This is a genomic window from Heyndrickxia sp. NPDC080065 (assembly GCF_050281185.1).
Lineage (GTDB): Bacteria > Bacillota > Bacilli > Bacillales > Bacillaceae_C > Heyndrickxia.
In genome coordinates, this window is record NZ_JBNNWS010000009.1 from 153,180 (window position 1) to 177,558 (window position 24,379).

General features: G+C 34.8%; 24 protein-coding genes and 2 pseudogenes. 16 read left to right on the top strand and 10 right to left on the bottom strand.

Annotated features, from left to right (window positions below):
* Positions 1 to 624: 624 nt before the first annotated feature.
* From ACQKP0_RS12720 to ACQKP0_RS12760, 9 genes are all read left to right on the top strand, one after another.
* Positions 625 to 1,158, top strand: a complete 534-nt coding sequence (locus tag ACQKP0_RS12720; protein ID WP_427406224.1) for a hypothetical protein — start codon at positions 625 to 627, stop codon at positions 1,156 to 1,158.
* 128 nt (positions 1,159 to 1,286) lie between these two features.
* Positions 1,287 to 1,742, top strand: a complete 456-nt coding sequence (locus tag ACQKP0_RS12725; protein WP_427406305.1) for a YjdJ family protein — start codon at positions 1,287 to 1,289, stop codon at positions 1,740 to 1,742.
* A gap of 242 nt (positions 1,743 to 1,984) precedes the next feature.
* Positions 1,985 to 2,881: a serine/threonine protein kinase gene (locus ACQKP0_RS12730; RefSeq protein WP_427406225.1), complete on the top strand. Its 897-nt coding sequence runs from the start codon at positions 1,985 to 1,987 to the stop codon at positions 2,879 to 2,881.
* Positions 2,882 to 2,924: 43 nt separating this feature from the next.
* On the top strand, positions 2,925 to 3,398 hold the full coding sequence (locus tag ACQKP0_RS12735) for a hypothetical protein (RefSeq protein WP_427406226.1): 474 nt from the start codon (positions 2,925 to 2,927) through the stop codon (positions 3,396 to 3,398).
* A 313-nt stretch (positions 3,399 to 3,711) separates the two neighbouring features.
* Positions 3,712 to 4,734, top strand: a complete 1,023-nt coding sequence (locus tag ACQKP0_RS12740) for a C45 family autoproteolytic acyltransferase/hydolase (protein WP_427406227.1) — start codon at positions 3,712 to 3,714, stop codon at positions 4,732 to 4,734.
* Positions 4,735 to 4,955: 221 nt separating this feature from the next.
* The gene (locus ACQKP0_RS12745) at positions 4,956 to 5,477 is read left to right on the top strand and encodes a GNAT family N-acetyltransferase (protein WP_427406228.1); all 522 of its coding nucleotides are present in this window, start codon (positions 4,956 to 4,958) and stop codon (positions 5,475 to 5,477) included.
* Positions 5,478 to 5,828: 351 nt separating this feature from the next.
* On the top strand, positions 5,829 to 8,165 hold the full coding sequence (gene helD, locus ACQKP0_RS12750; protein ID WP_427406229.1) for an RNA polymerase recycling motor HelD: 2,337 nt from the start codon (positions 5,829 to 5,831) through the stop codon (positions 8,163 to 8,165).
* A 539-nt stretch (positions 8,166 to 8,704) separates the two neighbouring features.
* Positions 8,705 to 8,989, top strand: a complete 285-nt coding sequence (locus ACQKP0_RS12755) for a CD3324 family protein (protein ID WP_427406230.1) — start codon at positions 8,705 to 8,707, stop codon at positions 8,987 to 8,989.
* Positions 8,990 to 9,117: 128 nt separating this feature from the next.
* Complete coding sequence (locus ACQKP0_RS12760; protein ID WP_427406231.1) at positions 9,118 to 9,699, top strand: GNAT family N-acetyltransferase; 582 nt, start codon at positions 9,118 to 9,120, stop codon at positions 9,697 to 9,699.
* Between the two features lie 160 nt (positions 9,700 to 9,859).
* On the opposite strand, the gene ACQKP0_RS12765 is transcribed toward ACQKP0_RS12760, so the two are convergent.
* The 4 genes from ACQKP0_RS12765 to ACQKP0_RS12780 all read right to left on the bottom strand — a co-directional run bounded on the left by ACQKP0_RS12765 (position 9,860) and on the right by ACQKP0_RS12780 (position 12,053).
* A complete protein-coding gene (locus ACQKP0_RS12765) occupies positions 9,860 to 10,336 on the bottom strand; it encodes a DinB family protein (protein WP_427406232.1) in 477 nt (158 codons plus the stop codon).
* A 227-nt stretch (positions 10,337 to 10,563) separates the two neighbouring features.
* Positions 10,564 to 10,791, bottom strand: coding sequence for a hypothetical protein (locus ACQKP0_RS12770; protein ID WP_427406233.1), 228 nt, complete (start codon positions 10,789 to 10,791; stop codon positions 10,564 to 10,566).
* 1 nt (position 10,792) lies between these two features.
* Positions 10,793 to 11,113, bottom strand: coding sequence for a YbjQ family protein (locus tag ACQKP0_RS12775; RefSeq protein WP_427406234.1), 321 nt, complete (start codon positions 11,111 to 11,113; stop codon positions 10,793 to 10,795).
* A gap of 394 nt (positions 11,114 to 11,507) precedes the next feature.
* Positions 11,508 to 12,053 carry a DUF6155 family protein gene (locus tag ACQKP0_RS12780; protein ID WP_427406235.1) on the bottom strand — a complete coding sequence of 182 codons (546 nt, stop codon included), beginning with the start codon at positions 12,051 to 12,053 and terminating at the stop codon, positions 11,508 to 11,510.
* Between the two features lie 84 nt (positions 12,054 to 12,137).
* On the opposite strand from ACQKP0_RS12780, the gene ACQKP0_RS12785 reads away from it, so the two are divergent.
* The 5 genes from ACQKP0_RS12785 (at position 12,138) to ACQKP0_RS12805 (ending at position 16,975) form a co-directional block, all read left to right on the top strand.
* A complete protein-coding gene (locus tag ACQKP0_RS12785) occupies positions 12,138 to 14,405 on the top strand; it encodes a TOTE conflict system archaeo-eukaryotic primase domain-containing protein (RefSeq protein ID WP_427406236.1) in 2,268 nt (755 codons plus the stop codon).
* Between the two features lie 289 nt (positions 14,406 to 14,694).
* Entirely contained in the window at positions 14,695 to 15,081 is a 387-nt protein-coding gene (locus ACQKP0_RS12790; protein WP_427406237.1) for an ImmA/IrrE family metallo-endopeptidase, read from the top strand.
* 358 nt (positions 15,082 to 15,439) lie between these two features.
* Positions 15,440 to 16,060: a superoxide dismutase gene (locus tag ACQKP0_RS12795; protein WP_427406238.1), complete on the top strand. Its 621-nt coding sequence runs from the start codon at positions 15,440 to 15,442 to the stop codon at positions 16,058 to 16,060.
* 78 nt (positions 16,061 to 16,138) lie between these two features.
* The gene (locus ACQKP0_RS12800) at positions 16,139 to 16,696 is read left to right on the top strand and encodes an NADPH-dependent FMN reductase (RefSeq protein ID WP_427406239.1); all 558 of its coding nucleotides are present in this window, start codon (positions 16,139 to 16,141) and stop codon (positions 16,694 to 16,696) included.
* A gap of 39 nt (positions 16,697 to 16,735) precedes the next feature.
* Positions 16,736 to 16,975, top strand: a complete 240-nt coding sequence (locus tag ACQKP0_RS12805; protein ID WP_427406240.1) for an indolepyruvate ferredoxin oxidoreductase subunit alpha — start codon at positions 16,736 to 16,738, stop codon at positions 16,973 to 16,975.
* A 126-nt stretch (positions 16,976 to 17,101) separates the two neighbouring features.
* Here the strand turns inward: ACQKP0_RS12805 and ACQKP0_RS12810 are convergent, their stop codons facing one another.
* On the bottom strand, positions 17,102 to 17,701 hold the full coding sequence (locus ACQKP0_RS12810; RefSeq protein WP_427406241.1) for a hypothetical protein: 600 nt from the start codon (positions 17,699 to 17,701) through the stop codon (positions 17,102 to 17,104).
* Positions 17,650 to 17,997: a helix-turn-helix domain-containing protein gene (locus tag ACQKP0_RS12815; protein WP_427406242.1), complete on the bottom strand. Its 348-nt coding sequence runs from the start codon at positions 17,995 to 17,997 to the stop codon at positions 17,650 to 17,652. The genes ACQKP0_RS12810 and ACQKP0_RS12815 overlap by 52 nt, the downstream gene beginning before the upstream one ends.
* A 135-nt stretch (positions 17,998 to 18,132) precedes the next feature.
* Between ACQKP0_RS12815 and ACQKP0_RS12820 the strand changes: the two genes are divergently transcribed.
* Both ACQKP0_RS12820 and ACQKP0_RS12825 read left to right on the top strand, forming a co-directional pair.
* Positions 18,133 to 19,467: an amidohydrolase family protein gene (locus ACQKP0_RS12820; protein ID WP_427406243.1), complete on the top strand. Its 1,335-nt coding sequence runs from the start codon at positions 18,133 to 18,135 to the stop codon at positions 19,465 to 19,467.
* A gap of 16 nt (positions 19,468 to 19,483) precedes the next feature.
* Positions 19,484 to 19,549, top strand: a pseudogene (locus ACQKP0_RS12825) (methylated-DNA--[protein]-cysteine S-methyltransferase); the annotation flags it as partial.
* 295 nt (positions 19,550 to 19,844) lie between these two features.
* Here the strand turns inward: ACQKP0_RS12825 and ACQKP0_RS12830 are convergent.
* From ACQKP0_RS12830 to ACQKP0_RS12845, 4 genes and pseudogenes are all read right to left on the bottom strand, one after another.
* A complete protein-coding gene (locus ACQKP0_RS12830; protein ID WP_427406244.1) occupies positions 19,845 to 20,849 on the bottom strand; it encodes a DUF3231 family protein in 1,005 nt (334 codons plus the stop codon).
* 523 nt (positions 20,850 to 21,372) lie between these two features.
* Positions 21,373 to 22,287: an ABC transporter substrate-binding protein gene (locus ACQKP0_RS12835; protein ID WP_427406245.1), complete on the bottom strand. Its 915-nt coding sequence runs from the start codon at positions 22,285 to 22,287 to the stop codon at positions 21,373 to 21,375.
* A gap of 23 nt (positions 22,288 to 22,310) precedes the next feature.
* Entirely contained in the window at positions 22,311 to 23,327 is a 1,017-nt protein-coding gene (locus ACQKP0_RS12840) for a FecCD family ABC transporter permease (RefSeq protein ID WP_427406246.1), read from the bottom strand.
* Positions 23,328 to 24,266 (bottom strand): annotated as a pseudogene (locus ACQKP0_RS12845) (FecCD family ABC transporter permease); the annotation flags it as partial.
* Positions 24,267 to 24,379: the final 113 nt, after the last annotated feature.

Consider the following 24,379-nt stretch of genomic DNA (forward strand, 5'->3'; position numbering starts at 1 on the left):
TCCGCTTATAGAGTGTAAGAATTGAGGATTCAAGAGTCATTCTTTCTTCAATATATGTTGAAATTAGTGGAAAAGCTGCAAAAGTTAAAGAGAAAGCCTATTTCAACTTATTAATAACAACAGGAGTCCCTAAAGAGATCCTCCTGTTTTTTTGCATAGTTCAGTATTTTTATAATGTTGTGTATTGGTGAATTGTATATACATAACACCAATACAGAATATATCAAAATAGGCAATAAATTTCGTAAGTTTGGTGTTTAGAAGGAGATGTAGCTTTGATAAAAGCCCAAAAGATATGCTCGATATTTGGTATTATTTTCATATTTATGTATCTCATCTATGTAGGAGGATATTCTACAGCTAACTTTTTTAAATATTATACTTTAGTTATTGGTATGTTATTTTTTACTGTAGATTTAATAATTTATATTTATTTATACACTAAACAAAACTTTAATAAAAAATAAAAGATTAGCTTGTGTTCATTTAAGGACTAGTTTCAGGTGCTTTACTTATGCAATTTCAAAAGGATATAAAAATTATTATTAATAAATCGAAAATTCTGTTTTAATATTCTTTCATTAATTTTCCAATCATTGTATATTAATAAATAGGGGTGATTGAATGGGAGTAAAGATGAAAAGACAGGAGTTCGTTTCTTTAGATGATAAAGCTCTATTACATGTCTGTTTTAAACCGCTAATTTTGGATTATAAAAGTAGAATGGCTAAAGAGAATAGCTCGATGGTTAAAGAACTTTTTTATAAAGAGCTAACTACAGGACAAAAGGCGTTGTTTGTTTTTCATATGTATTACGATCATGCAATCGAATCAAAGGCTGAGTTCTATTGGTGGAGTGCCTATTTTATGGCTCAACCTAAAATCTGGTCAGCAATCAAAACTGGATTGCAGTATTTTGAGGAAGAGTACATGTATTTGCTCCTAGAAGAAACTGAATTAGTTCTTAAAAAATATAATTGTCCCAATACTTTAGAGAAGTTTGCTGTAACACGTGAGGATCTTGACAAGAATGGGGAACTTTCTGAAGCAATTTATCCTTTGCATATTAAATTTAATGAAACAGTCTGTTTTACTATACAAAGAATTAGTGCTTTTATCCGAGACAACCATGAAGATTTTGTAAAGATCGAGGACTAATTAGGTAGCCGAAAACAATATGAATATAGAATGGGATTCTTCAATAATATGGGAATTTTTAGAGTGAAATGAAACTGATTGGAAGGTGAGGAAAAATAAAAACGTTATCGTTTCTAATTCAGTTCGGAATAGCTATTACGGGACTTTTATTTTCTACGGCTGTTGCTTGGTATGAAGGCAGTGCATTAATAGATTATCCATCGGAATGGACTTATTCAACACCATTTTCTCAATTGTTGAATGGGCAAATTCTAAGTGAGAGTGATATTTCGCAACTAGATTTTTTTGTATATGCAGCTAAATTTCAACCTACATTTCCTTTAATTATGCAAATAACCGGTTTATATTTGTTAGTACTAATTGGATACTCTTTCTTAAAAAACCAAAATAAATGGTTTGCCTATTATCTGTTCTTTTTGGGTGGAAGTTTATTTTTACTTAGTTATTTAGCCTCCAATTCTCCTACGGTAGGTGGACGAATTTTCTTCACTAGTAGTTTAGTGATCGGTTTATTGTGTATATTATTGGCTGTGATTACTTATTTTCAGTTGTTTTATCATAACAGAAACGAAATGACAAACTAAACTTCTTCCACATTCAGGTGCAATTCCATATCAAGAATTGTGCTCTTTTTTGTTATTTTCCATTTTATTGAAAAAACTCTAGATTTCCAAGGTGCAGAATGATAACTTATTCTTAATTATTGAAAGGAGGCGTTGTCTTATGAACATAAATTTAAATGAAAATAGGGCTAAACCAATTGAGGGGATAAACGTATAATTGCCCTTTAAACTACGGATTCCCCCATAAACTGAAAGGGGATATTATGAATTTTATATCTAATAAAACAGAAAAATTTCCAGTTACAATTTCTTTGGACGATGTTACATTTCAGCTTCAAGAACAACTTGATTTCGAATGGTTAAAATCTCTTGGTCATGTATTTTGCGTGTTTGACGAACAAGACTCAGGCAATATTTGTTTTGGAGTCGAAAAGGATGGCAGAAAAAAATTCGTAAAGTACGCAGGTTCAAGACCATTAGATTTTTCGGGGAATCCACAAGATGCGGTAACACGATTACAGAATGCAATACCATTATATACTACTTTAAGACATCCACATCTTATCGAATTGCTTGATCACTTCCATATGGATTGTGGGTATGCTGCTGTATTTGACTGGTTTGAAGGGGAATGCTTGCACTCACATTGGTCCTTCCCGCCTCCAGCAAAATATCATCACCCTGAATCACCGTTTTATCGGTTTAGACATTTGCCTATTCAAAAACGGTTGGAGTCTTTAGACACTATTTTCTCGTTTCATGAATTTGTTGAATCAAAAGGGTATGTAGCTGTGGATTTTTATGACGGTAGTATTTTATATGATTTTGCGAAGGATATTACAAAAATATGTGATATAGATTTTTACAGAAAAGCGCCCGCTATCAATGACATGGGTGAGAATTTTTGGGGAGCAAAACGTTCAAAATCTCCAGAAGAATTTACCCTTGGTGCCCCTATTGACGCAAAGACTAATGTATTTACGATGGGAGCTATTGCGTTTGGAGTATTAGGTGGAGAAATGGACCACTCATTCTCAAAATGGGATGCTGGGAAACCACTCTACGAAATAGCTTTACGTGCAGTTAGTGAAAATAGAGAAATGAGATTTGAGAGTATCAAGGCATTCAAAGCTGCATGGGACCGGTCAAAGGTTAACTAAATTTTAAAATAATTAATTACCGCTCGTAAGGATTGAAGGGTAAATGGAGATTGGAATTATTTTGAATTTTAAGGGGTGTAAAATGACGATAAAAAGATGGATTATTTTATCCTCAATGGCTTTAATAATATTAATCTCCTTTGTGTATTATAAGCAAACTCATTTGTCAATTTGGGGATTTAATCTCTCTAAAAAGGATATAAAAGATGTAATTGTTCTAACAGAGAAACATTCTTATATTGTTATAGACGAAGATATGGTTTCAAAAATTTCCGAGGATATCTCGAAAATGAAAAGGTATTCAAAAATTGAATCCTTCCCTCCTCAAAATACTAAGCCAGTACGATACAAAAAAATTTTGATTAGAACAAAAGGTGATACTAACTACGGCGGAAGTATTTGGGTTATGGAAAATAACGCAGTATTAGATAGCAATGGTTACTATTGGGATTTGGATTACAATGATTTAAGTAATACATTAAATGTTGCACTGGAAAATGCTAACTTATTGAACTGATGGGTGCAAAATTTAAACAAGGGATCGCTTCGGCTTCCGGGTTTACTTTTGTGGTGAAAACAGAAAATTTCAAACGAATCTCACTAGTAATCACATATTTTTTCATCAATATAATCAAATATATTTCACAAAAAATGGCTCGGAGTTTATCCTTCAAGCCATTTTCTTTTTTTACACTAAAGAGGCTAGTTTCTGAAGTAAATGATTGTCAAAAATTATGAAATTTGAAATAATTGTAATTGTGTTAAAGAACACGATTTGTTGAACAAGGAAAACTGGTAGACAATGTTTTTGGGGAAAGGGGTATAGTTGCATGTCTAACTTTAATGTGGATGTATTACAAATTAGGGATAGTTCTTTCAATATCGGGTTAAAGATGGGGAAACTCCTTAAAAATAGACCAATATTAAAATCCTTAGAAGCCATTACTAAACCGGAAATAGATTTTAATAATATGAAGTCAATCTTCTCTGCTTATGCTCCTCATTTGCTAGATGAAATACATGGATTATCAGAGGGATTAGAAATTTCAATTAACAAGTCCGCAGCATTATTTAGTGGTTACGACGTACCGAAAGTTGAAGCAATGGGATGTTCGTCACTAATAACAAAAGAATACTATGTAAGAAATTATGATTTCTCCCCTGTTTTCTATGATAGTTTTTTCAGCTTGCTACAACCGACGGAAGGTGCTTATGCTTCAGCAGGTTATAATCTACAAGCCATAGGGAGACATGATGGTGTAAATGAATATGGTTTGGTTTCGGGTCTGCATTTTGTAAGTAACAATGACTATTCGAAAGGTTTATCAGCATGGACTTCGATAAGAATGATACTCGATACCTGTACTTCATTAGATGATGCAATTCTAATGTTAAAAGAAATACCACATTCGGCATGTTATAATTTTTCTCTCGGAGATGGAGACGGAAATATAGCAGCAGTTGAAGCTAGTCCAGAAAAAGTCATTGTAAGAAAAGACCAAGCATTATTATCGTGCGTAAATCATTTTCAGGTAAGTGAGCTTGAAAAGAAAAATAGACCATCTATTGAAGGTTCTATGAAACGTAATCAGTATTTGTTAACTTATCAAAATAAAGATCTATCACAAAGGCAAATGTTCGATATTTTTTCAGACAAAAATTCACCAGTATTCTTTACTGATTATGAAAATTTATTTGGAACTATCCATACTTTTTCATACTCTTTTAATCAGTTCAGGATCTTAACAACGATTGCTCAAAGTAAACAAGTATTAGATATAGACTTCCAAGAATGGGTTAATGGGAAAAATATTAATGAGTCTAAATTAAATGGTCTAATAGAAAACAAGTAGCTTATTAGTTATTCAATAGAAGGAAGTAATTCTGTAGTAGGTATTAAACATTAAAGAAGATAAATGAAATAATATTTATGGTGAGAAATAAATAAGGTTGTGAAGGCTTGTATTTAAACTAAAGAAAGCAGCTTCATTCAAAAAGATTATGATATGGTTACAAAAGGAATCCAACTAATCGAGAGTTTTAATGTAAATGTATTAGAGAGGAGGCGAGTACTATGACTACTAAATTTGTAAAATTAACTGCACCCACTTCAAGCCTTGTAGAGGTGTTTAATAAGTGGGAAAACGACCAATCTTTAATTCCATTGATCCGTCCTAACCGAAACAAAACAGAATTGGAACATCGTGAGAAAATGACTCTAGATGACTTAACTAAACGCCTGGAAAACCATCATATATACCTAATATATCTGAATGACCAGTTGATAGGTGAAATGAATTACATGGTCGATCCAAGTCATCTATACAAAAAAGAGCCGGGGACCGCTTGGATAGGTATATCAATCGGTGAGCCCGACGGACGGGGAAAAGGTATCGGTTATGCAGCGATTCAATACTTGGAGGAGCAGATTAAGAAGCAGGGGCATAAACGTATTGAATTAGGTGTATTTGAATTTAACAAACAAGCACAGAAGCTCTATCAGAAGCTGGGTTACAAAGAAATCGGTCGTATTGAAAATTTTACATATTGGCAAGATAAAATGTGGTCAGATATTCGAATGGAGAAATTTGTATGAAATTGAGGTAGTTGTAGGTTATTTTCTCAAAATGGGGTGGAAAAACTGTTTGAATACAAAAAAACAGTTTTTTTTGCAACATTAGGGGGCATCCGGAAGATGTAATCGTTGATTATGTCTTACATAAATAATAAATATTGATAAAATAAAACCCCTTGAGTGCTCAAGGGGTTTTATGATCTATTATGGTGTCGGTCATGTTAAATACATTGATAAAACTGTGAATCTGTGATAAATTAGTATAGAAACACAACTTTTATTTATTATGTAATATATTATCCCAATTATATTATATAATAAATAACCTCTTCAGTCAACCCTCATTTTAAATTTTTTTAAGGAGTGCATGATATGAACACTGAACTTCGTCAGGAGCAAGAACGATTGGATAGCGTAATGGAGACAATTACGGAGCAAATCAGCAAGCTGGAAGATGAAACTGGCAGACGTCGTAATGAAGTGATCAATATTCGTAAACACTTTTGGGATGACGTCAAGGTTAACACAGATACTTTTGACGATTATCTCGAGACGATCATCGGCTTAAGACAACAGGCTCAAGACTTGTCCGTAAGCCAAAGCATCCACAGGAACGCCTTCAATCGGCTGTCCGTATTGCACCGAATGCAGGAAGTACCTTATTTCGGTCGAATTGATTTCATTGAAAAAGGAACTTCCGAAGTGGAAAGTATCTATATCGGAGTCTCTACGCTTACGGATACAACAAGAGACAATTTCCTAATCTACGACTGGCGGGCACCCATATCGAGCGTCTACTACGATTATCCGCCAGGTCCGGCAGAGTACGTTACACCAGAAGGAGTAGTTCATGGCTTGCTGAATAAAAAGTGGCAATATATCATCCGCGATGGCAGTATCAAATCAATGTTCGATACGAGTCTCACCATTGGAGATGAGATTTTGCAGCAGGTACTTGGCAAAGGCACAGACAAACATATGCACAGCATAGTTGCCACCATTCAACGGGAGCAAAACCGAATCATTCGGCACGATCACGGGCGGCTGCTCATTGTTCAAGGCGCTGCTGGCAGCGGCAAAACATCGGCCGCCCTCCAGCGAATCGCTTACTTACTCTATAAATATCGAGATAGACTGAAAGCTGATCAAATCATTCTATTTTCACCTAACAAGATGTTTAATAGCTACGTTTCCAATGTGTTGCCCGAACTTGGCGAAGAGAATATGCAGCAGGTCACATTCCAGGAATACTTGGACCATCGGCTAAGTAGAGCATTTCAAGTCGAGGGTCCTTACGAGCAATTGGAATATGTGTTGACTGCAGCGGATACCCCTTCCTACCGGACTAGGACTGCGAGCATTCGTTTCAAGGCATCTACCCGTTTTTTCGAGACAGTCAAAACATACAGGCAGTCGCTGGAATTATCAGGCATGCTATTCAAAGGAATAATATTTAGAGGGAAACCTATTGTCACCGCCAATCAAATTGAGGAAAGATTTTATAGCAGCTACACCTCGCTCAGCTTTCACAACAGACTAGAGAAGTTGAGAGAATGGCTAAACAAGCAAATAGATGAAACCGAGAAGCTCGAACGGACAAAGCCATGGGTGCAGGAAGAAATCGAGCTGCTTAGCAATGCGGATTACCAAAAAGCTCGTACCTATTTAAAGAAAAAACGAGGCTTTACAGAAGAATCATTTGAGAATTATGAGAATGAGATCGAAGCACTTGGCCAATTGATTGTCCACCAAAAGTTGAAACCGTTACGCAGACGAATCCAGAACCTACATTTCGTCGACATTAAGGGTATATACAAGCAGCTATTTGCCAATCCAACGCAGATCGAATATTGGATGGAGGGGGAAACGCCTGAGGAGTGGGCGGATATTTGCCTAATGACTGTGAAAATGTTAGACGAAGGTAAATTGTTTTACGAAGATGCTACTCCGTTCTTACTTTTAAAAGAGCTAATTCAAGGTTTTCAGATGAATTCTTCTATTAAACATGTGCTTGTAGACGAAGCGCAAGATTATTCTGCTTTTCAATTCGAGTTTTTGAAACGTTTGTTTCCTTCGGCAAGGATGACTGTGCTCGGAGACTTTAACCAGGCGATATTCGCTCATGCTAGTGAAATGGTCGATTTCCATACACTTACCGACTTATACGGTCCGGATCAAACGGAAGCAATCAATTTAACCCGTAGCTACAGATCCACAAGACCAATTACCGAATTTACAAGTAGACTCGTGCCAGAAGGCGAACGGATTACTGCTTTTGAACGAGACGGTGAGCTACCTGTTCTCACACAATTGTCCGATCGTGACGAACTGCACCGCAGCATCGCTTCCAAAGTCGTCGACTTGCAGAAACGACAGTATAATACGATCGCGATTATTTGCAAATCCGCTGCGGAAAGCACCGCTGCTTACGAGGCACTAAGCAGCTATGTAGAAATCAAGCTTGTGAAGAGCGGCTCAATTGAATACGAGCAAGGTGTTGTTGTCATACCAGCGTATTTAGCCAAAGGTATCGAATTCGACGCAGTCATAATTTATGACGCATCTGCTAAAGTATACGGTGATGAGAGCCTGCGCAGATTGTTCTACACCGCCTGTACCAGGGCTTTACATCACTTGCAGCTTTACAGTGTAGGAGAACCGAGCCCCTTTTTGCTTAACGTTTCGCCGGAGAGTTTGCTTTTAGCTTAAACTCAATCAATTATCGCTTTGAGCGTTAATAAATTGAATATCATAAGCGGACAGTGAATCCGTTATTTTTAATAAATGCCCCTAATTTAAGGACTAAGTGGACACTGAGTCCGCTATTTACGAAAAATCACAGGGAAATCACTGCTTTTTTATAAAATAGCGGAACCTTTGTCCGTAAACATAAGGATTCATCCCATTTTGTCACAAATAGTGGATCTAGTGTCCCAAAAGCACAGATAAAATAATAGTTGATATAACAAGGGTACTAAGAGCCCGAATTATTACGCAATTTGGGTTGCAATGTTTATAGGTGTTAAAGTTTACGGATAAAGAGATTCAGTTTCTTAAATGATTCGATGATATACATGGTATAATATGGATTAAACTTGAAACAGAAAAGTAATAAATAAAATGCAAGGAGGATTGATTGTATGAGAAGGTATACTATTTTTGCATAGCAGAGGCTATTGCAAAATAATGTAAATAAAAATAGCCTTTGCTCTTCCTAAAAGAAAGATTAAAAATTTAGGAGTGCAAAAATGAGCTATAAAAAAGCAAAGAATATTTTACCAGCTGAGTTGGTGGAGTTAATACAAAAATATGTTGATGGTGAATATCTTTATATCCCTCGAAGAGAAGAAAATAAAAAGAGTTGGGGGTCCAGTACTGCTACAAGAGAAGAATTGGATGTAAGAAATTCTAATATTTATAACGATTATCTATCAGGAATGGATACGGCTGCTTTAGGTGAAAAATATTATTTGTCATCAAAAAGTATTCAAAGAATCGTACTAAAAGAAAAAAGAAAAAGAACAAATTTTTAAAATAAGCCAATGTGGTTTTATTATACCGCATAGGCTTATTTTCTTTTATGAAAAAAGTATGAGGTTTATTCAAGTAGTGTAAGTCAGATATAATCTAACCAACACTTATAAAGGGAGAGGGGATAGATATGACCAATTTATTTACAATAGACTGTGGTGAAATATTACTGAGAGAGTTTAGAATTGAAGATGTAGACAGTATATATGAAATTACCTCACAACCTGAAGTTTATGAATTTTTGCCAGATTGGCGTTCAACGAGAGAACAACGATTAAACTGGGTTACAAATTATGAGGTTCCAGGTAATAAAAATTTTTTGGCAGCAGTACCTAATATCGGCGATGCTAATTATTTGAAGCTAGGAATTATTTTAAAGGAAACTGGTGAATTTATTGGTTTCTGTAATACAGGTATTAAAGAAGAGCTGAATGAACCAAATCGAGAAATCGCTTATGCTATTTCAAAACATTATCGAAACATGGGATACACAACAAAAGCAGCAAAAGCATTGATCAATTATTTATTTGAAAATACAGATGTTGAACTACTTAATGCCGTCGTTCTCCCTCATAATGTAAGCTCTAATAAAGTAATTCAAAAATGTGGATTTCATATGAATGGGAATGTAGAAATTGAAGGAGAGCAGTATTATCATTATATTCTCCATAAAGATGAATGGAATCGTTATGATACGAAATTAATTGAATAGTATTTTTTATATTTGTAGTACATTGAAAGGGTAAAGGTGACTCAAAAGAAGAGTCACCTTTCCACATAACCTAACTTTAATTATGTTTTTTCTTCGGATTATTGGACAAAAATCTAATCTAACAACGGCTGAAATGTTAAAAAAGTCTTGTCCTAATTTATCAATCCCATATCATAGGGCGGTCAATTCCCATTGTTCTCATATAATCTAACAACTGTCCTGTATGAACGGACTCATGATAAGCAATACGTAATAACATATCTCCAAGCGTTCTAACATAACCTACGTCAGAACGATCTATTTTTATATTCTCTAAATCGCTCAGACTTATTGTCTTAATGTATTTTAAGAAATCTTCTCGAAAAGGCAGTGCAAATGTAAGGTCATCTTCTACTGTTGTAAATTCTTTTGTTTCAAAAGGATTTGATAAATTAGTTAATGCTTTACTTCCTCTTCCGATTAGCATTTGGTGATAAAGAAATTCGCCTTCCAGTATATGTCTAATCATTTCAGCACAAGTAAGAGCATTTTCGTCGGGCTTCCAATTCAACATTTGTTGAGGTATTGCTTGCCAAACTTTTATACTTCTACGTCTAATTTCTTCAAAATTTAATATGATTAAATCAATTGCATTCATTTAAGTACACTTCCTTTTTTCTACCTTTTTATCACAGGATTATTATAGCCCCTTATAGTTTCGATGATTATCGAAATATGAATGTAAAAATATTATTAGTCTTTTATCCTATATTTTTACAATTTATGATAGTGAATTTATAGAATAGTAATTGTCATAAAAAGCAAAGGGACGGATATTCTGCTTTGATAAAGCGAAAGATCCGTCCCTAACTTTAGATATTGTAATTATTCTTCCTTATAAAATCGTTCCCCAGTTTCAGGGTTAAAATAAACGACTAGTTTTTTCTTCGTAGTTGGGTCAATGGAAACTTCATTTGTGCGAACAAAACCATCAGGCACCCTTTGCCCATGTTTAGTTTTGAAACGGCGATCCCAAATAAACCAAGAACCAAAAATTAAGATGAGAGCGATGATAATTTGTATACCGTAAAAACCAAAAAACCACTTCATCATTCTATTCCTTTTCTGCTACTACTGCCGTTCCATAAGCAACAATTTCACTCATATTCTGGCCGATTTCCCCAGAATCAAAGCGCATCATAATAATCGCATTTGCTCCCATTGCCTTTGCATTTTCAACCATACGATCGATTGCTTGTTTTCGCGCGTCTTCTAACATTTCTGTATATTGGTTAATTTCCCCGCCGATGAGACCTTTAAATGAAGCGACGATATCTTTTCCAAGACCACGTGCTCTTACTGTTAATCCGAAAACCGGGCCTTTCACCTCAGTAATTTTATGATTAACGATATTTTCTGTTGTCACAATCATCATGATAAAACAACTCCTTTTAAAAAATATTCTCTCTTTTTTTATTCTACATGAACGAGAATATGTCTGTCATTTTTTTCTATAAGTATGGGGGTGGAAATTCCCTTTAATTTTTACATATTTTTTTATCAGTAAAGTCAGTGGAGAAGCGATGATTGGCGGACACCAGTTCCGTTATTTGCGAAAAAATGGGTTAATTTTTTATATTTACGGACATAGGTTCTGTTATTTTGTATAAAGGAAGTAGTTTCCTTGTATTTTTTCATAAATACCGTACTCAGTGTCCGCATAGCCCTTAAATTTTGGTCAGTTAATAAAAAAAAACGGACTCAATGTCCGCTTATGGTATTGATATGTTCTTTAGTTTTCCTCAACATTATCGGTACTACAGTTTTATTTATTCTTCGTCTTCATTCACATGATCCATCTGACTGTACAAATATGATAATTGGTCATGGAATCCCCAGCCAATGCCATCTGTATCGATTACAACTTGTTCTAATCGATCAGCAAAAGCATGGTAGTATTTTTCCTCTTTATCACACATGATGGTTACTTTTTCATACATCTTTTCCATACTGTTATAAAAGCTTTCATCTATATCACCGAAAGCATTTGTAAATTCCACGCCTTGTTCGACGTAATAAAGCATAAGATCAGTAGTCCTTAATTCGTCTTTTGTAAGTTTATTAAAATGGGAAATGGCGTTTTTGGCTTGGTTTAAACGTAACTTACCATGCCCTCTATCCGGAAAAAATTCATTTTCGATAGTTTTCTTTGTTTGATTAAACAATTCGATAATAGCTTCTTCACCAAGGAAACGGATGGATAAATAGGTTTGCACTTCCTTACTAGATTTATAAAGGTCAGCAATTAATTGAATAAGGTCTTTTTGCTCATAATCTTTTAATTGTTTTTTTAAATCGGTTACTTTGATTTTCATTCTAGCCCCTCTGTTTCTATTGATATTTTTTCGAACTAATTGGATATAATGCTATTATACATAATTAATATTCGAGGGATATACATGAAAGATTACCGACAATTACAAAGGGAAAACTATTATTTAAAACAGTTACTTGTAAAGATGATGCATAATCAAAGTTCAGCTGATCCTAGTAAAATAGTAACAAAGGAGTCTTCATTAGGAGAGAAAATAAGTCTGCTGAAGAGTTTATTTAAGGGTAGAACAGATGTCTATGCGCTACGTTGGGAATCTGAAAGTGGAAAGCAAGGATATGTGCCTGCCTGTGCATTAGAATGGCAAAAACCATTATGCCAAAAACCGCAAATTAGCTGCAATAAGTGTCAAAATCGTAAGCTTCTCCCTTTGACAGATCAAGTGCATATTGAACATATGAACGGCAAGAAAACGATTGGGATTTATCCATTATTAAAGGATGAGACATGCTCGTTTTTGGCGGTTGATTTTGATAAAGGGCAATGGCAAAAAGATGTTATAGTATTCTCCAAAACTTGTAAGGGATTGAAGATACCTTATCATATTGAGCGGTCTAGGTCGGGCAATGGAGCACATGTATGGATTTTCTTTTCTTCTCCAATTATTGCAGTAAATGCACGGAAATTAGGAATCTTTCTTTTAAAGAAAACGAAAGAAGAGAATGAAGGATTTTATTTAGAATCTTTTGATCGGATGTTCCCTAACCAGGATACTTTACCAAAAGGAGGATTCGGAAATCTTATTGCTCTCCCTTTTCAAAAGGTTCCAGGAAAAAATGGGAATAGTATATTTGTTGATGAAAATTTTACTCCTTATCCAGATCAATGGCTGTACTTATCTACCGTTTATAAAATGACAAAAAAAGATGTTCAAGCAATTATTGGGACTGAAGTGGAAAATCCTGTATTGCCACCGAAGGAAATACAAATTGAATTGAAAAATGGGATTTATATTAAGAAGAATGGAGTACCCGCATCCTTACTATCACAAATTGCGGATATAGCTTCATTCAATAACCCGAATTTTTACAAAGCTCGAGCTAAAAGGCTATCCACATTTGGAATTCCACATATGATTCAGTGTGCAGATGATGAAAGGGATGTTTTAATTCTGCCAAGAGGGTGTTTGAGAGAACTGTTAGATTTTTTTGCGGAGCAAGCAATTAAAGTGGATATTGTCGATCGTCAATATTCTGGTGAGAGTATTGATGTAAATTTTTATGGAACACTTACTTCACAGCAAGCTGAGGTCGTGAATACATTGTTAGAACACAATCAAGCCACGCTTTCTGCGACAACAGGTTTTGGTAAAACAGTTGTTGCCACAGCTATCATTACCGAGAGAAAGGTAAATACGCTCATCATTGTGCATCGTACTCAATTAATGAATCAATGGGTAGAGCGGCTTTCGACATTTTTAAATGTTTCTCAAAGTGAAATTGGACAAATTGGTGGTGGGAAAAATAAGATAACTGGAAAAGTGGATGTCGCAACGATTCAAAGTTTGAATTATAAAGGTCAGCTTAAATCTTTTATTACACAATATGGGCAAGTCATTGTAGATGAATGTCATATTATTTCAGCGATCACTTTTGAAAATGTATTGAAAAAAATACGGACAAAATATGTATTAGGATTGACTGCTACCCCAAAACGTAAAGATGGAATGCACCCAATTATTATGATGCAATGTGGGCCTATTCGCTATACAATTGATGCAAAATCACAAGCGGAAATTCACCAGTTCGGTCATCGATTAATCAAGAAAGAAACAACATTTTTGACAAAGAAAACTGAATTTTATGATATCTATAAGGAGCTTGCGATTGATTCAAAGAGAAACCTTCAAATTCTCGATGATGTATTACGATCATTGGAAGAAGGGAGATCCCCCATTATTTTGACTGAGCGTCTTGAACATCTAAACATATTAAAAAACCTATTTCATGGATTTGCTAAAAATATCATTGTATTAGCAGGAAACATGAAGAAAAAAGATCAGAAAAAAGAGCTAGAACGTCTATATGCCGTACCGAAAGAAGAGGAACGGTTGGTCATTGCAACTGGAAAATACATCGGAGAAGGTTTTGACGATGCCCGGCTGGATACATTATTTTTAACAATGCCAATATCATGGAAGGGCACCCTTCAGCAATATGTTGGTCGCCTTCATCGTCAATACTATAGTAAGGAAGAAGTTCAAGTGTATGATTACGTTGACGAAAAAGTCCCGATTTTAAAAGCGATGTTTGAAAAACGATTAACAGGATATAAGTCGATGGGGTATGTAATTGGTGATGAGAAGCAAGTGTCGGAACAGATGAGGTTGTTTTAATTAGAGTATAACTCGAAGGAAGAAGGAGTTAACAGTCTACTCTCAAAGTTTTAAAAATAATGACCCAGTAGGGGACTGAAACTCGAAAAGGCTGTAATATCCTTCTTCTGTCGTCACGGATATAAAGCTAATAATCCTTTATATGGGATAGCTTTTTTAAACAGGTATAAAAAAATGTCTATATAAAAATAGAGGCATATTTTGGTGGCCATAGTTCACTTTTAAACCGTTCTTTACTGTATCCAGCTATTGTCCATATTAATAATGCATCTTCGAAAATATAAGAGAAGTGCGGGCAAATTTATTTGCAGCAATATTTTTAGTACCAAAGCATGTTCTGGAACAAGAATTATTATTTTTAGATATCCATAAAAATGCTGTCTCTTCAGAGCAAGCAGTAGAATTAGCCCATATTTTCCAAGTTCCATATAAATCAATGGTTAGAAGACTTTATGAAATTGGACATATAAAAAAGACTTTGATGAATAAACTTTTAGCTGAACCAAATGTATTGTTGATTCGAAGAAAATTACAGTTAGAAAATCTAATAGCAGCTAAGCCTATTATACATTATGAGGGACTAGCGAAAAATGCATGTGATCTTTATCAAGAAGGACTAATTTCTCCTAAAAGGCTACGAAATCTTCTATCTCTCCTTTATAAAGAACTAATTTAATTTGATGTTTTTGAATAAATGATTTGTTCAAATACTGTAGGAGCTCTCATCTTCCTTTTCTTGTTAAAGTATCGTCTTTTCATTTACCGTAAGAACGGTATTTTTTCTTTTTCGGTCAATAACAGCCCTTTCATTAATCGTAGGAGCACTCTTTTTCTTTTTCATATAATAAATGTAAGCACAGGATTGATTTTTCAATTCTGTAGTACTTAATTATGATTTGATAAAAAGGATATAGAACGCACGCTTTCAGAATTATTTGATTGACTTTAATTTTTTAATAAGGTAATATTTTATTAAACTTTTTATATATTTTAATATAAAAAGTACAAATTTATATTTCTGGGGGTATTTTAAAATGACAATATTTGAACTACCAGCATTAAAATATTCATTCGACGCATTGGATCCTTACATAGACAAGCAAACAATGGAAATTCATTATGGCAAGCATCATCAAACATATGTAGATAAATTAAATGCTGCATTAGAAGGAAAAGATGAGTTGCAAAATAAAACATTAGAAGAATTATTGAGTAATCTGGAATCTGTACCAGAGGAAATTAGAACTGCCGTTAGAAATAATGGTGGGGGACATTTAAATCACACACTTTTCTGGGAGGTTATTGCCCCTTTCAAAGAAGCGGCAGCACCTTCTGGGAAATTAGCAGAAGCAATAAATGAAGCATTTGGGAATATTAGCATTTTTGAACAAAAATTTGCTGATGCAGCTACAACTCGTTTTGGTTCTGGATGGGCATGGCTTGTCGTAAATCAAAATGGTCAGTTGGAGGTGACAAGCACTCCAAATCAGGATAATCCTATTATGGATGGAAAAACAGCTATACTTGGTCTTGATGTATGGGAGCATGCGTATTATTTAAAATACCAAAATAGAAGGCCTGAATACATTGAGAGCTTTTTCAATATTATTGATTGGGATGCTGTAGCTGCGAAATATGAGCAGACCATCAAATAATTCAACACTTCGATAAGGTACCGAAATGGTACCTTATTTAATGATGGGGAAGCCCTATACAATCGGGGGGGAGCATACATGAAACTTGTTGGGATTTCAGGATCATTAGTCGGGCAAAAGACAGCTGAAGCTGTACATTCCGTTTTATTCGCAGCTCGTGGTCTTGATTCAGCTATTCAAACGGAATTAATTGATCTAAAAGATTATGATGTTGAATTTGTTCGTGGTAAACCATTGGCATTTTATAACGAAGATACTATAGAAGTAGTGAACAAGATTTTATCCGCAGATTTTCTAGTTATCGGTACGCCTATTTACCAAGCATCCATCTCAGGGGTATTAAAAAACCTTTTTGATCATCTTCCAGTTGATGCTTTTAAGTCAAAGGTAACAGGGATTGTCACTACAGGAGGTACAGAAAAACACTTTTTAGTGACGGAATATCAACTAAAGCCCATTCTGTCGTATTTAAAAGGGGTTGTGCCTTCAAGTAATGTATTTATCCATAATGATTTTTTTAATGAAAATAGCGAAATAATCGATGATGATATTTTAAAGCGAATCGAAAAACTGGTGGAGGAAATGTTTTTTTTACAAAAAGGTTTAATGGGAAAAAGAACGTATATAGAGAACTAGAATACTTTATATAACGTTTCCTATTTAAGGAGGGATATAATGGCTTTTGTTATTACAAGTCCATGTGCAGCAGAACAAGCAGGTGAGTGTGTAACGGTTTGTCCAGTTGATTGTATAGTGAAAGGGACGGATCAATATTATATTAATCCAGACTTATGTATTGATTGTGGAGCATGTGTCTCAGTATGTCCAGTGGATGCGATTTTCGAAGAATATGATTTAACAGAAGAGCAACAACCCTATCTTGAAAAAGCAGAGAAGTTTTTTGGGATTATTTGATAGAATTATTTTTCAATAATGGATTGGAAACAAGATTAAAGGAGGACCATATCAATAAAATGGGTCCTCTTTTTTTAATACGAAAATCAATTTAAGAGTTTGCTTAACTGTAATATTCCACGATTTTCACTCATTCACATCCAACACAAGCCCCAAATAACTTTCCATATTATTTACTAAATCATACGACCCTAAATCAGAAAGTATTTTAATAGCCTTATTAGCCTTTGCTATCCCTTTTTTACAATCCCCCATTTTAATTTCGTATATCCCTTTTATATACAACAGCTGAATTCTTTCGTATAAGCTGCTTTCAGGTATACTGGCATTTTCTAAATATGAAAAGAAAATATCCGCTTCTTTTTTGTACTTCTGTATTTTTTCATTCCCTAAATTTACGGGACCTATCAAGTGAATGAGAGTATTGATTAGAATTGGCACAATTACATGATTAATTTTCTTTAATTTATGATAACGAGTACTTTTTTCATAGGCTGTTTTAGAGAGGGTCAGCACCATTTCAGTATTCATAAGCAGCATGGTAGAGTTATATAAACGAAGCTCATAATATCCCCACACCTCAACTTTAAATAAATAATCATATAAAATATTTAGTTCTTCTTGTTCAGATGTGATAATTTCATTACTTATTATTTTTTCATAAACCTCGAGCATCAGTTTATTACAAAGGAATGGCTGGAATTTGTATTTCTCCCATTTTTCCATTTCTTTTTTTTTAATCGTTGGATTTGTAGTAAATTACGATTCGAATAGGCCTTATCCGTTTCATTAAAGAATGTTTCAAGATGATCAAGTTCAAAATCGTTATGTATATAAAAAAATTCATCAAAAGTAAGGCAAAGTTTTTCAAGAATAAGAGAAAAGTAACTAAGGGAGATGTCTGATTCTCCTCGTTCAAATTTTGATAGGAAGGAAACAGAAAAAATTCCATTAGCCAATTGTTCCATTGTAAATCCCTTTTGTTTTCTAATTTTCCTCAATGTTTCTCCATAAGTCTTCATGAAGTTTGTTTCCCCCTTTTAAATCAAATTTTTCATCTATACCGATAAATTCCACTATATGAGAAAAATGCGAGTGCTCTATATGTATTTTACTAAAATGAATGGGAGCAATCATCAAAAAAGGGGTGGAGATATATGAGGTATTTATTAAAAAATGCATGGATTATAGATGTCGAGAGGGCAACAAACTTTCAAGGGTCGATTGAAATTGATAATGGGTTTATTAAAAATATTTTTCATCAGGATAGTGATACTCCAGTCGACATTAAAATTATTGATGTTAAAGGAAAATATATAATTCCAGGTTTAATAGATATGCATTGTCATATTAATGAAGGATATGCACCTCAGTTTGTAGCTTCTGGGGTGACAACTGTTAGGAATACCGCAGGAAATGTATTGCAGTTAAAAAGTTTGATTGATTCTCCTATCCATGCTCCAACTCCAAGGGTTTATTCTGCTGACCGTATGATCGATGGATCTCCAGGACTTTGGGGACCGACGAGTACGGGGAATTTTGTGACAGATGATCCTAACGAAGCTAGGAATGAAGTGAAAAGACAAGCTGAAGCAGGAGCGAAATTTATTAAAGTTTACGGGTGGCTCGCAAAAGAGGTGATGGAAGCGGTCGTTACTGAAGCTAAAAATTGTGGATTAGAAGTAAGCTGCGATCTCATCCACTCCTCAAAAGTAAACGCATTGAATGCAGCTAAAATGGGTGTTACCTGGTTTGAACATGCATCCGGATTTATTCAAGCACTTTACCCCAACTGGCATACACAAGCAGATCAAGAGGAATGGGGGAAAGTTGATTGGAAACACCCTGATCAAGTTAGGATTCAGCGATTGTGTGAACAAATGCTTCAATATGATGTGAAGCTATGCCCTACTATGATTATTCATGATCAGATTGAGAAGCTTCCAGACTATTGGTATGTGAAAAATGATGTTACAAAAACACTGGAAGGAGAGGGAGGGTTAGCAAATCACTGGATGGTGGTGTCGGAGCAGTCAGAGGCTTTGAAAAGACAATTAGGCATGATGAATCAGTTTACAAAAGTTGTAGCTAAAACTTATTTTGAATTAGGAGGAACGGTTGTAGCAGGAACAGATACCCCTGCAGGAGTTTGGACACCTCCAGGAATGGCGCTTCATCGTGAACTAGAGTTATTTGTGGAAATTGGATTTACGGAAATGGAAGCTCTAAAAGCAGCAACAATTCATGCGGCGAGATCCATTCATCTTAACGATATTGGTTTAATCAGAGCGGGGGCCATTGCTGATCTAGTGATATTGAACAGTAATCCTTTAAAGGATATTCGGAATACAAAGGATATAAATAGGATCATTAAAAGCGGGCGATTATTTACTCAAAAGGAAATTCTGGACTGTATACCGAGTAATGAGTACTGTATGGAGCAGTATGAAAAATTTGAAGCGGAATTTTTTGAAATGATGGGGAAGTTTTAATGCATAGTGGAACTATATTCCTTTTCACAGAGTCATCGGTTCAAATGGGAAATTAACCGGTTATGCAGGAGGTCTGTGGTGAAAAGAATGGCTGCTTCAACATGAGAGATCTTGTAAGACAGAATATAAGTAGATGTTAAGAACTCTTAAGTACCTCATTTAGATTTGTTAGGGTAAACCGACCACAAATAGTGGTAAAGCAGAGAGTTGAAGTTGTGCTTAATAGAGAGTGGTTAAACAAACTAGAGATATAACTCACAAGATAATATTTATTACTATTTTAAAGAGTACATTTTTGCCTATTAAAAACCAACCTCTAAAATAATTAGAGGTTGGTCAAAAAAATCTTCTTTATGTTTATAATAATCCTCCGATTACTACATTTGACTTGAGATTTCTTTTCTATTGGGAGCAAGCGGTGGTTGTTCTAGCCATTTATTTTTTACCATTAAATCAAACCATTTTTTTGTAACCAAAAGATTTTTTAGAATCGTTCCCTCATAAGCAGTAACAAGATCTGTTCGCATTGCCGATGCCAGACCTGCTCCGTGATAATTTTGTGCTGCTTGAAATAAGAATCCAATATGATACAGCATTAATTTGTCAGAAAAAGGAGACTCTGTTGAGGTTGTTACTTCTGTTTCCCAAGATTTTGGAACAGGTAAATTATCTGCTTGCATTATTTTAGAAAGTGCTTTTATTTGTCCATCTGCTGTATTCTCAGAATCGGTTAAAAATTTTCTTACCTCTTTTGATTGAGCGACTTGACTGAATGCAATAGAAAGCGTTTTAGCCATAATACTTTTTTTTAGGTTAAATGAAATACTAATGATCTCTGTTGCCGCTAGTTTTCTACTTTTTCCGAAAAATCCATCGGTGAAGTCTTTACTTGAAATATATTCAGGGTTTTCTGCAGGGTAGAATAAAGGATCTCTCTGAAAATTACCTTTTTCAAGCAATAGTTCAAGCGTTTGGTGATACATCCTTTTTGCATCATCATCACATGCATCATAAAAAAACCTTAAGTCTTTTCTCACGGACACACCTAACGCAGTACTGTGACCTAGTAAACCATGTAGTGTCATGATATGTAAGTAATTCAGACAAAATATATCCGTGAATAATTTTTGTTTTCCTTTAAAGACGTCAGATTCAGAAAATCCAATTGGAACTGGGAAGCCCTCGTTTTTCAAAAATGCACTAATTTGTTCTTTTTGCCTTTTGAATGTTTCTAAAGCATCTGCAAAAACTTCTTTAATTTGCTCATCCTCAATGGTAGAAAACATATATTTATTTACTACATCAGTCATAGTTCCATTTACAAACTCTCCCCATAGTGAGCCTATTTCAGAGGATGTAAGTTTTAATTTATCTTTATCCAACATATTCACCTCAATAATTTGAATATAAAAACTCGCTTAATTACATGGATTTATAAAATATTATATCCAACCCTAAAAATTCAATGTAATGTGCTCGTTGAAGAAAGGAGTATTCAGTTAAAATAATAGTGATCACTATCTCACTACATGAATTTCATTAACATTAAGCATTAAGTGAATTGTGCTATGAGCAAACCGTAACAGGTTTAGAAATTGATAATTTTATGATAGATTCCTTTAAAGTACAATTAGGAATGACAAAAGAGACGTACTGATTCATTGGAATTCTAGGTGTTGATTTTATGATTAAATCTAGTTTAATTATTGATTTTAAAGAAAAAGCAACGATTAGAAAATAATTTGTTTCCCCCTTATTCAAAACATGAAAAACATGAGAACTTCGTGACCATTTACACAATTTATTTGTCAAAAAGAGGACCATCATTTATGATGGTCCTCCATTCGGTGCTTGTTTTTCAGATATGGAACTTTTTTATGATTATAAGGCTGCAAATCTTTGATCCTATTTAGAGAAAATTTCTTTTGCATTATCCAATGCCATTTTATTTCCTAATGCAGAATAGTCAAGCCATGGCTGATCAGGAATTAGATAAACTTGTTTTTCTTTAACAGCTTTTAATCCTTTCCAAATGGCTGTTTTTTCTAATTCTTTAAAAGCGGTTTGAGCTTGATCATCTCTGTTGACGATGACAAAAATGGCATCTGCATCAAAATCTGGAAGGACTTCTTGAGAGATTACTTCAAAAGGTTGGTTTTTGTCGATATTTTCAATCCCATTCGCAGGTTTCAATCCTAAATCTTGAAATAGAATGGGTCCCATTGGCCTTCTTGTGCCAAATACTCGTAGTTCCTTGGCTGTAACACGAATGGCCATTACCTTACTATTTCCTCCAAGCTTTTTCTTAATTAAGTCTTGAACCTCTTTACTTTCCTTTTCATAATCTGTAATAAATTCTTGTGCTTCTTTTTCGCGATTAACCAGTTTCCCTATTGATTTTAAATGATCTCTCCAAGTTCCTTCGTTTAGATCAAATACATGTGTTGGTGCAATTTTTTTATATTTTGAGACATCCTGCCCGGCATATTCTTTATCAAGATAAATCTTAGATGGTTTTAATTCCAGTAATGCTTCCATATCTGGATCTGTAACAATACCAAGTTTTTTTGTATTTTTTAATTGATCCTTTACATGTGGAAGAAAATCCTTTAAATCTCCTCCGATAACTGAACCTGCCGGCGTTATACCTAAAGCAAGTAAATCATTCGTTAAATGTATAGAAAGTGAAGCAATTCTTGATTCTTCACTATTTTCTTTTTCTTTACTTTTGGCTGTTTTAGTGTCTGCATTATTTTGTCCACACGCAGATAACATAACCATTAACATACAACTGATTAGAATGAAAAGTTTCTTTCTCATAGTTTCCTCTCCTGTAAAAAAAATTATTTTGTTTTAGCAAGTAAATAAAGAAAATAGGGTGCACCTATTGCCGCAACTACTATACCTGCCGGAATGGCATTTGGCTGAAAGATAGAACGTCCAATGGTGTCAGAAAGCACTAGGATTATTAACCCAATCAACCCTGACAGAGGAAGAAAATGTTGATACATTGGCCCCACTAATCGACGTGCAAGATGAGGTGCAGCAAGACCAATAAAGCCTATCCCACCTGCCATTGCTACACTAGCACTAGATAAACCAACAGCAGCTGCCAATAGAAGGATTCGATTTTTTTCAACAGAAACACCTAAACCGGACGCAATATCATCACCCAAAGATATTGCATTAAGCGCTTTGGATTTTATCCAAGTGAAAGGCACTAAAATTAAAATCCAAGGAAGAAGAGCAATTACATTTATCCAATCTCTTCCCCAAACGTCGCCAACTAACCATCTAGCTGCAAATGAATATGTCTCTTCATTTAGACGAAGAGAGAAAAAAAGTGCAATGGCACTGAATCCAGTAGAAATGGCAATTCCTACGAGAATAAGTCGAATTGGTAATAATCCTTTATTGGGGTCATAAGCCAATAAGACAATTAATAATGCAGTTAAAACTCCTCCTCCAAACGTAAACAACGGAATGAAAAGAGCTGAATGTTCATTCATAGAATGAAAGAATGTAACAAAGATAATAAGACCAAAAGCTGCGCCTGCATGTAATCCTAGTATTCCTGGATCTGCTAAGGAATTACGAGTTAATCCTTGTAATATTGCACCGGAAATCCCCAATCCTATTCCAGCTAACATCGTAATTAATATTCGAGGCATACGATAATCAAATAGTACTGTAGAACTTTCAAAGTCCCCTTGTCCTAAAAAAGTTTGAATGACCTTTAGTGGTGAAATCTTTAGTGTTCCTGTATTTAAACTTAGTAGAACGACTATTACACTAATAACAATAAATACAGTGGTGACAATAAAAGCCCTTTTGTTATCTTTGTTCAGTAGGTTATTCACTTATAAGTCCCTCCCAACCTTACGAGCAATATATAAGAAGAAAGGAACGCCAACAAGAGCTGTCATTATCCCAATAGCTAGCTCACGAGGTGGGTCAACTATCCGAGCCCCCAGGTCAGCTAGAATTAATAATATAGCTCCTAACAATGCTGACATCGGAATAATTAGCTGATAATTCCCGCCAACTAACTTTCTTGAAATATGAGGAATAACAAGTCCGACAAATCCTATTGAACCAACAGCAGAAACAGAAACTCCTGCCAAAATGACAGAGGCTATTATTCCAAATAGCCTGACACGATTCGTTTTCACTCCCAAATTCGCTGCGACGTCCTCTCCGAGAGAAATAAGTGAGATGGATCGTCCTAAAAATATCGCCCAAATAATAATAACGAGAATAATAGGAAGCAATACTTTTAAATGCTCCCATTTAATTCCCGCTACTCCTCCTGCATACCAAAAAGCTAAATCTTGACTTAGATTAAAGTAAATGGCTACTCCAGTACTTAGTGAATGTAAAAATGCGGCAATTACTGCACCAGAAATGGTAAGTCTAATGGGTGTTAACCCTCCTGGAGCAGCAGAGCCAATCATGAAAATCAGTAATGTGCTTATTAGTGCACCAACAAATGAAAAAAACATCAGAAGAGAGTAGGGGATACTTGGGAAAAAGGCGAAACAAAGTGCAACCACCAACATCGCACCTCCGTTAATTCCAAGAATTCCGGCATCAGCTAAAGGATTGCGGGTTATTCCTTGCATCAACGCTCCTGATACTGCAAAAGCAGCTCCGATAACAGCAGCTCCAATCACACGTGGAAAACGCAACTCATGAATAATCTGTTGTTGGGTAACCGTTGGATTATAATCAAATATAGCAGACCAAACAGTATGTAAAGTTAATTGCTTTGCTCCAAAAGTTACAGCTAAAAACATGGATAACAATACTACTAAAATGATCGAGATAAAAAGAGCGATCATTAGATAATTTCGAGTATTCATTTTTAGGATTCTAGAAGAAAAGCAGTTTAACATAAATCTCATCCTTCAAT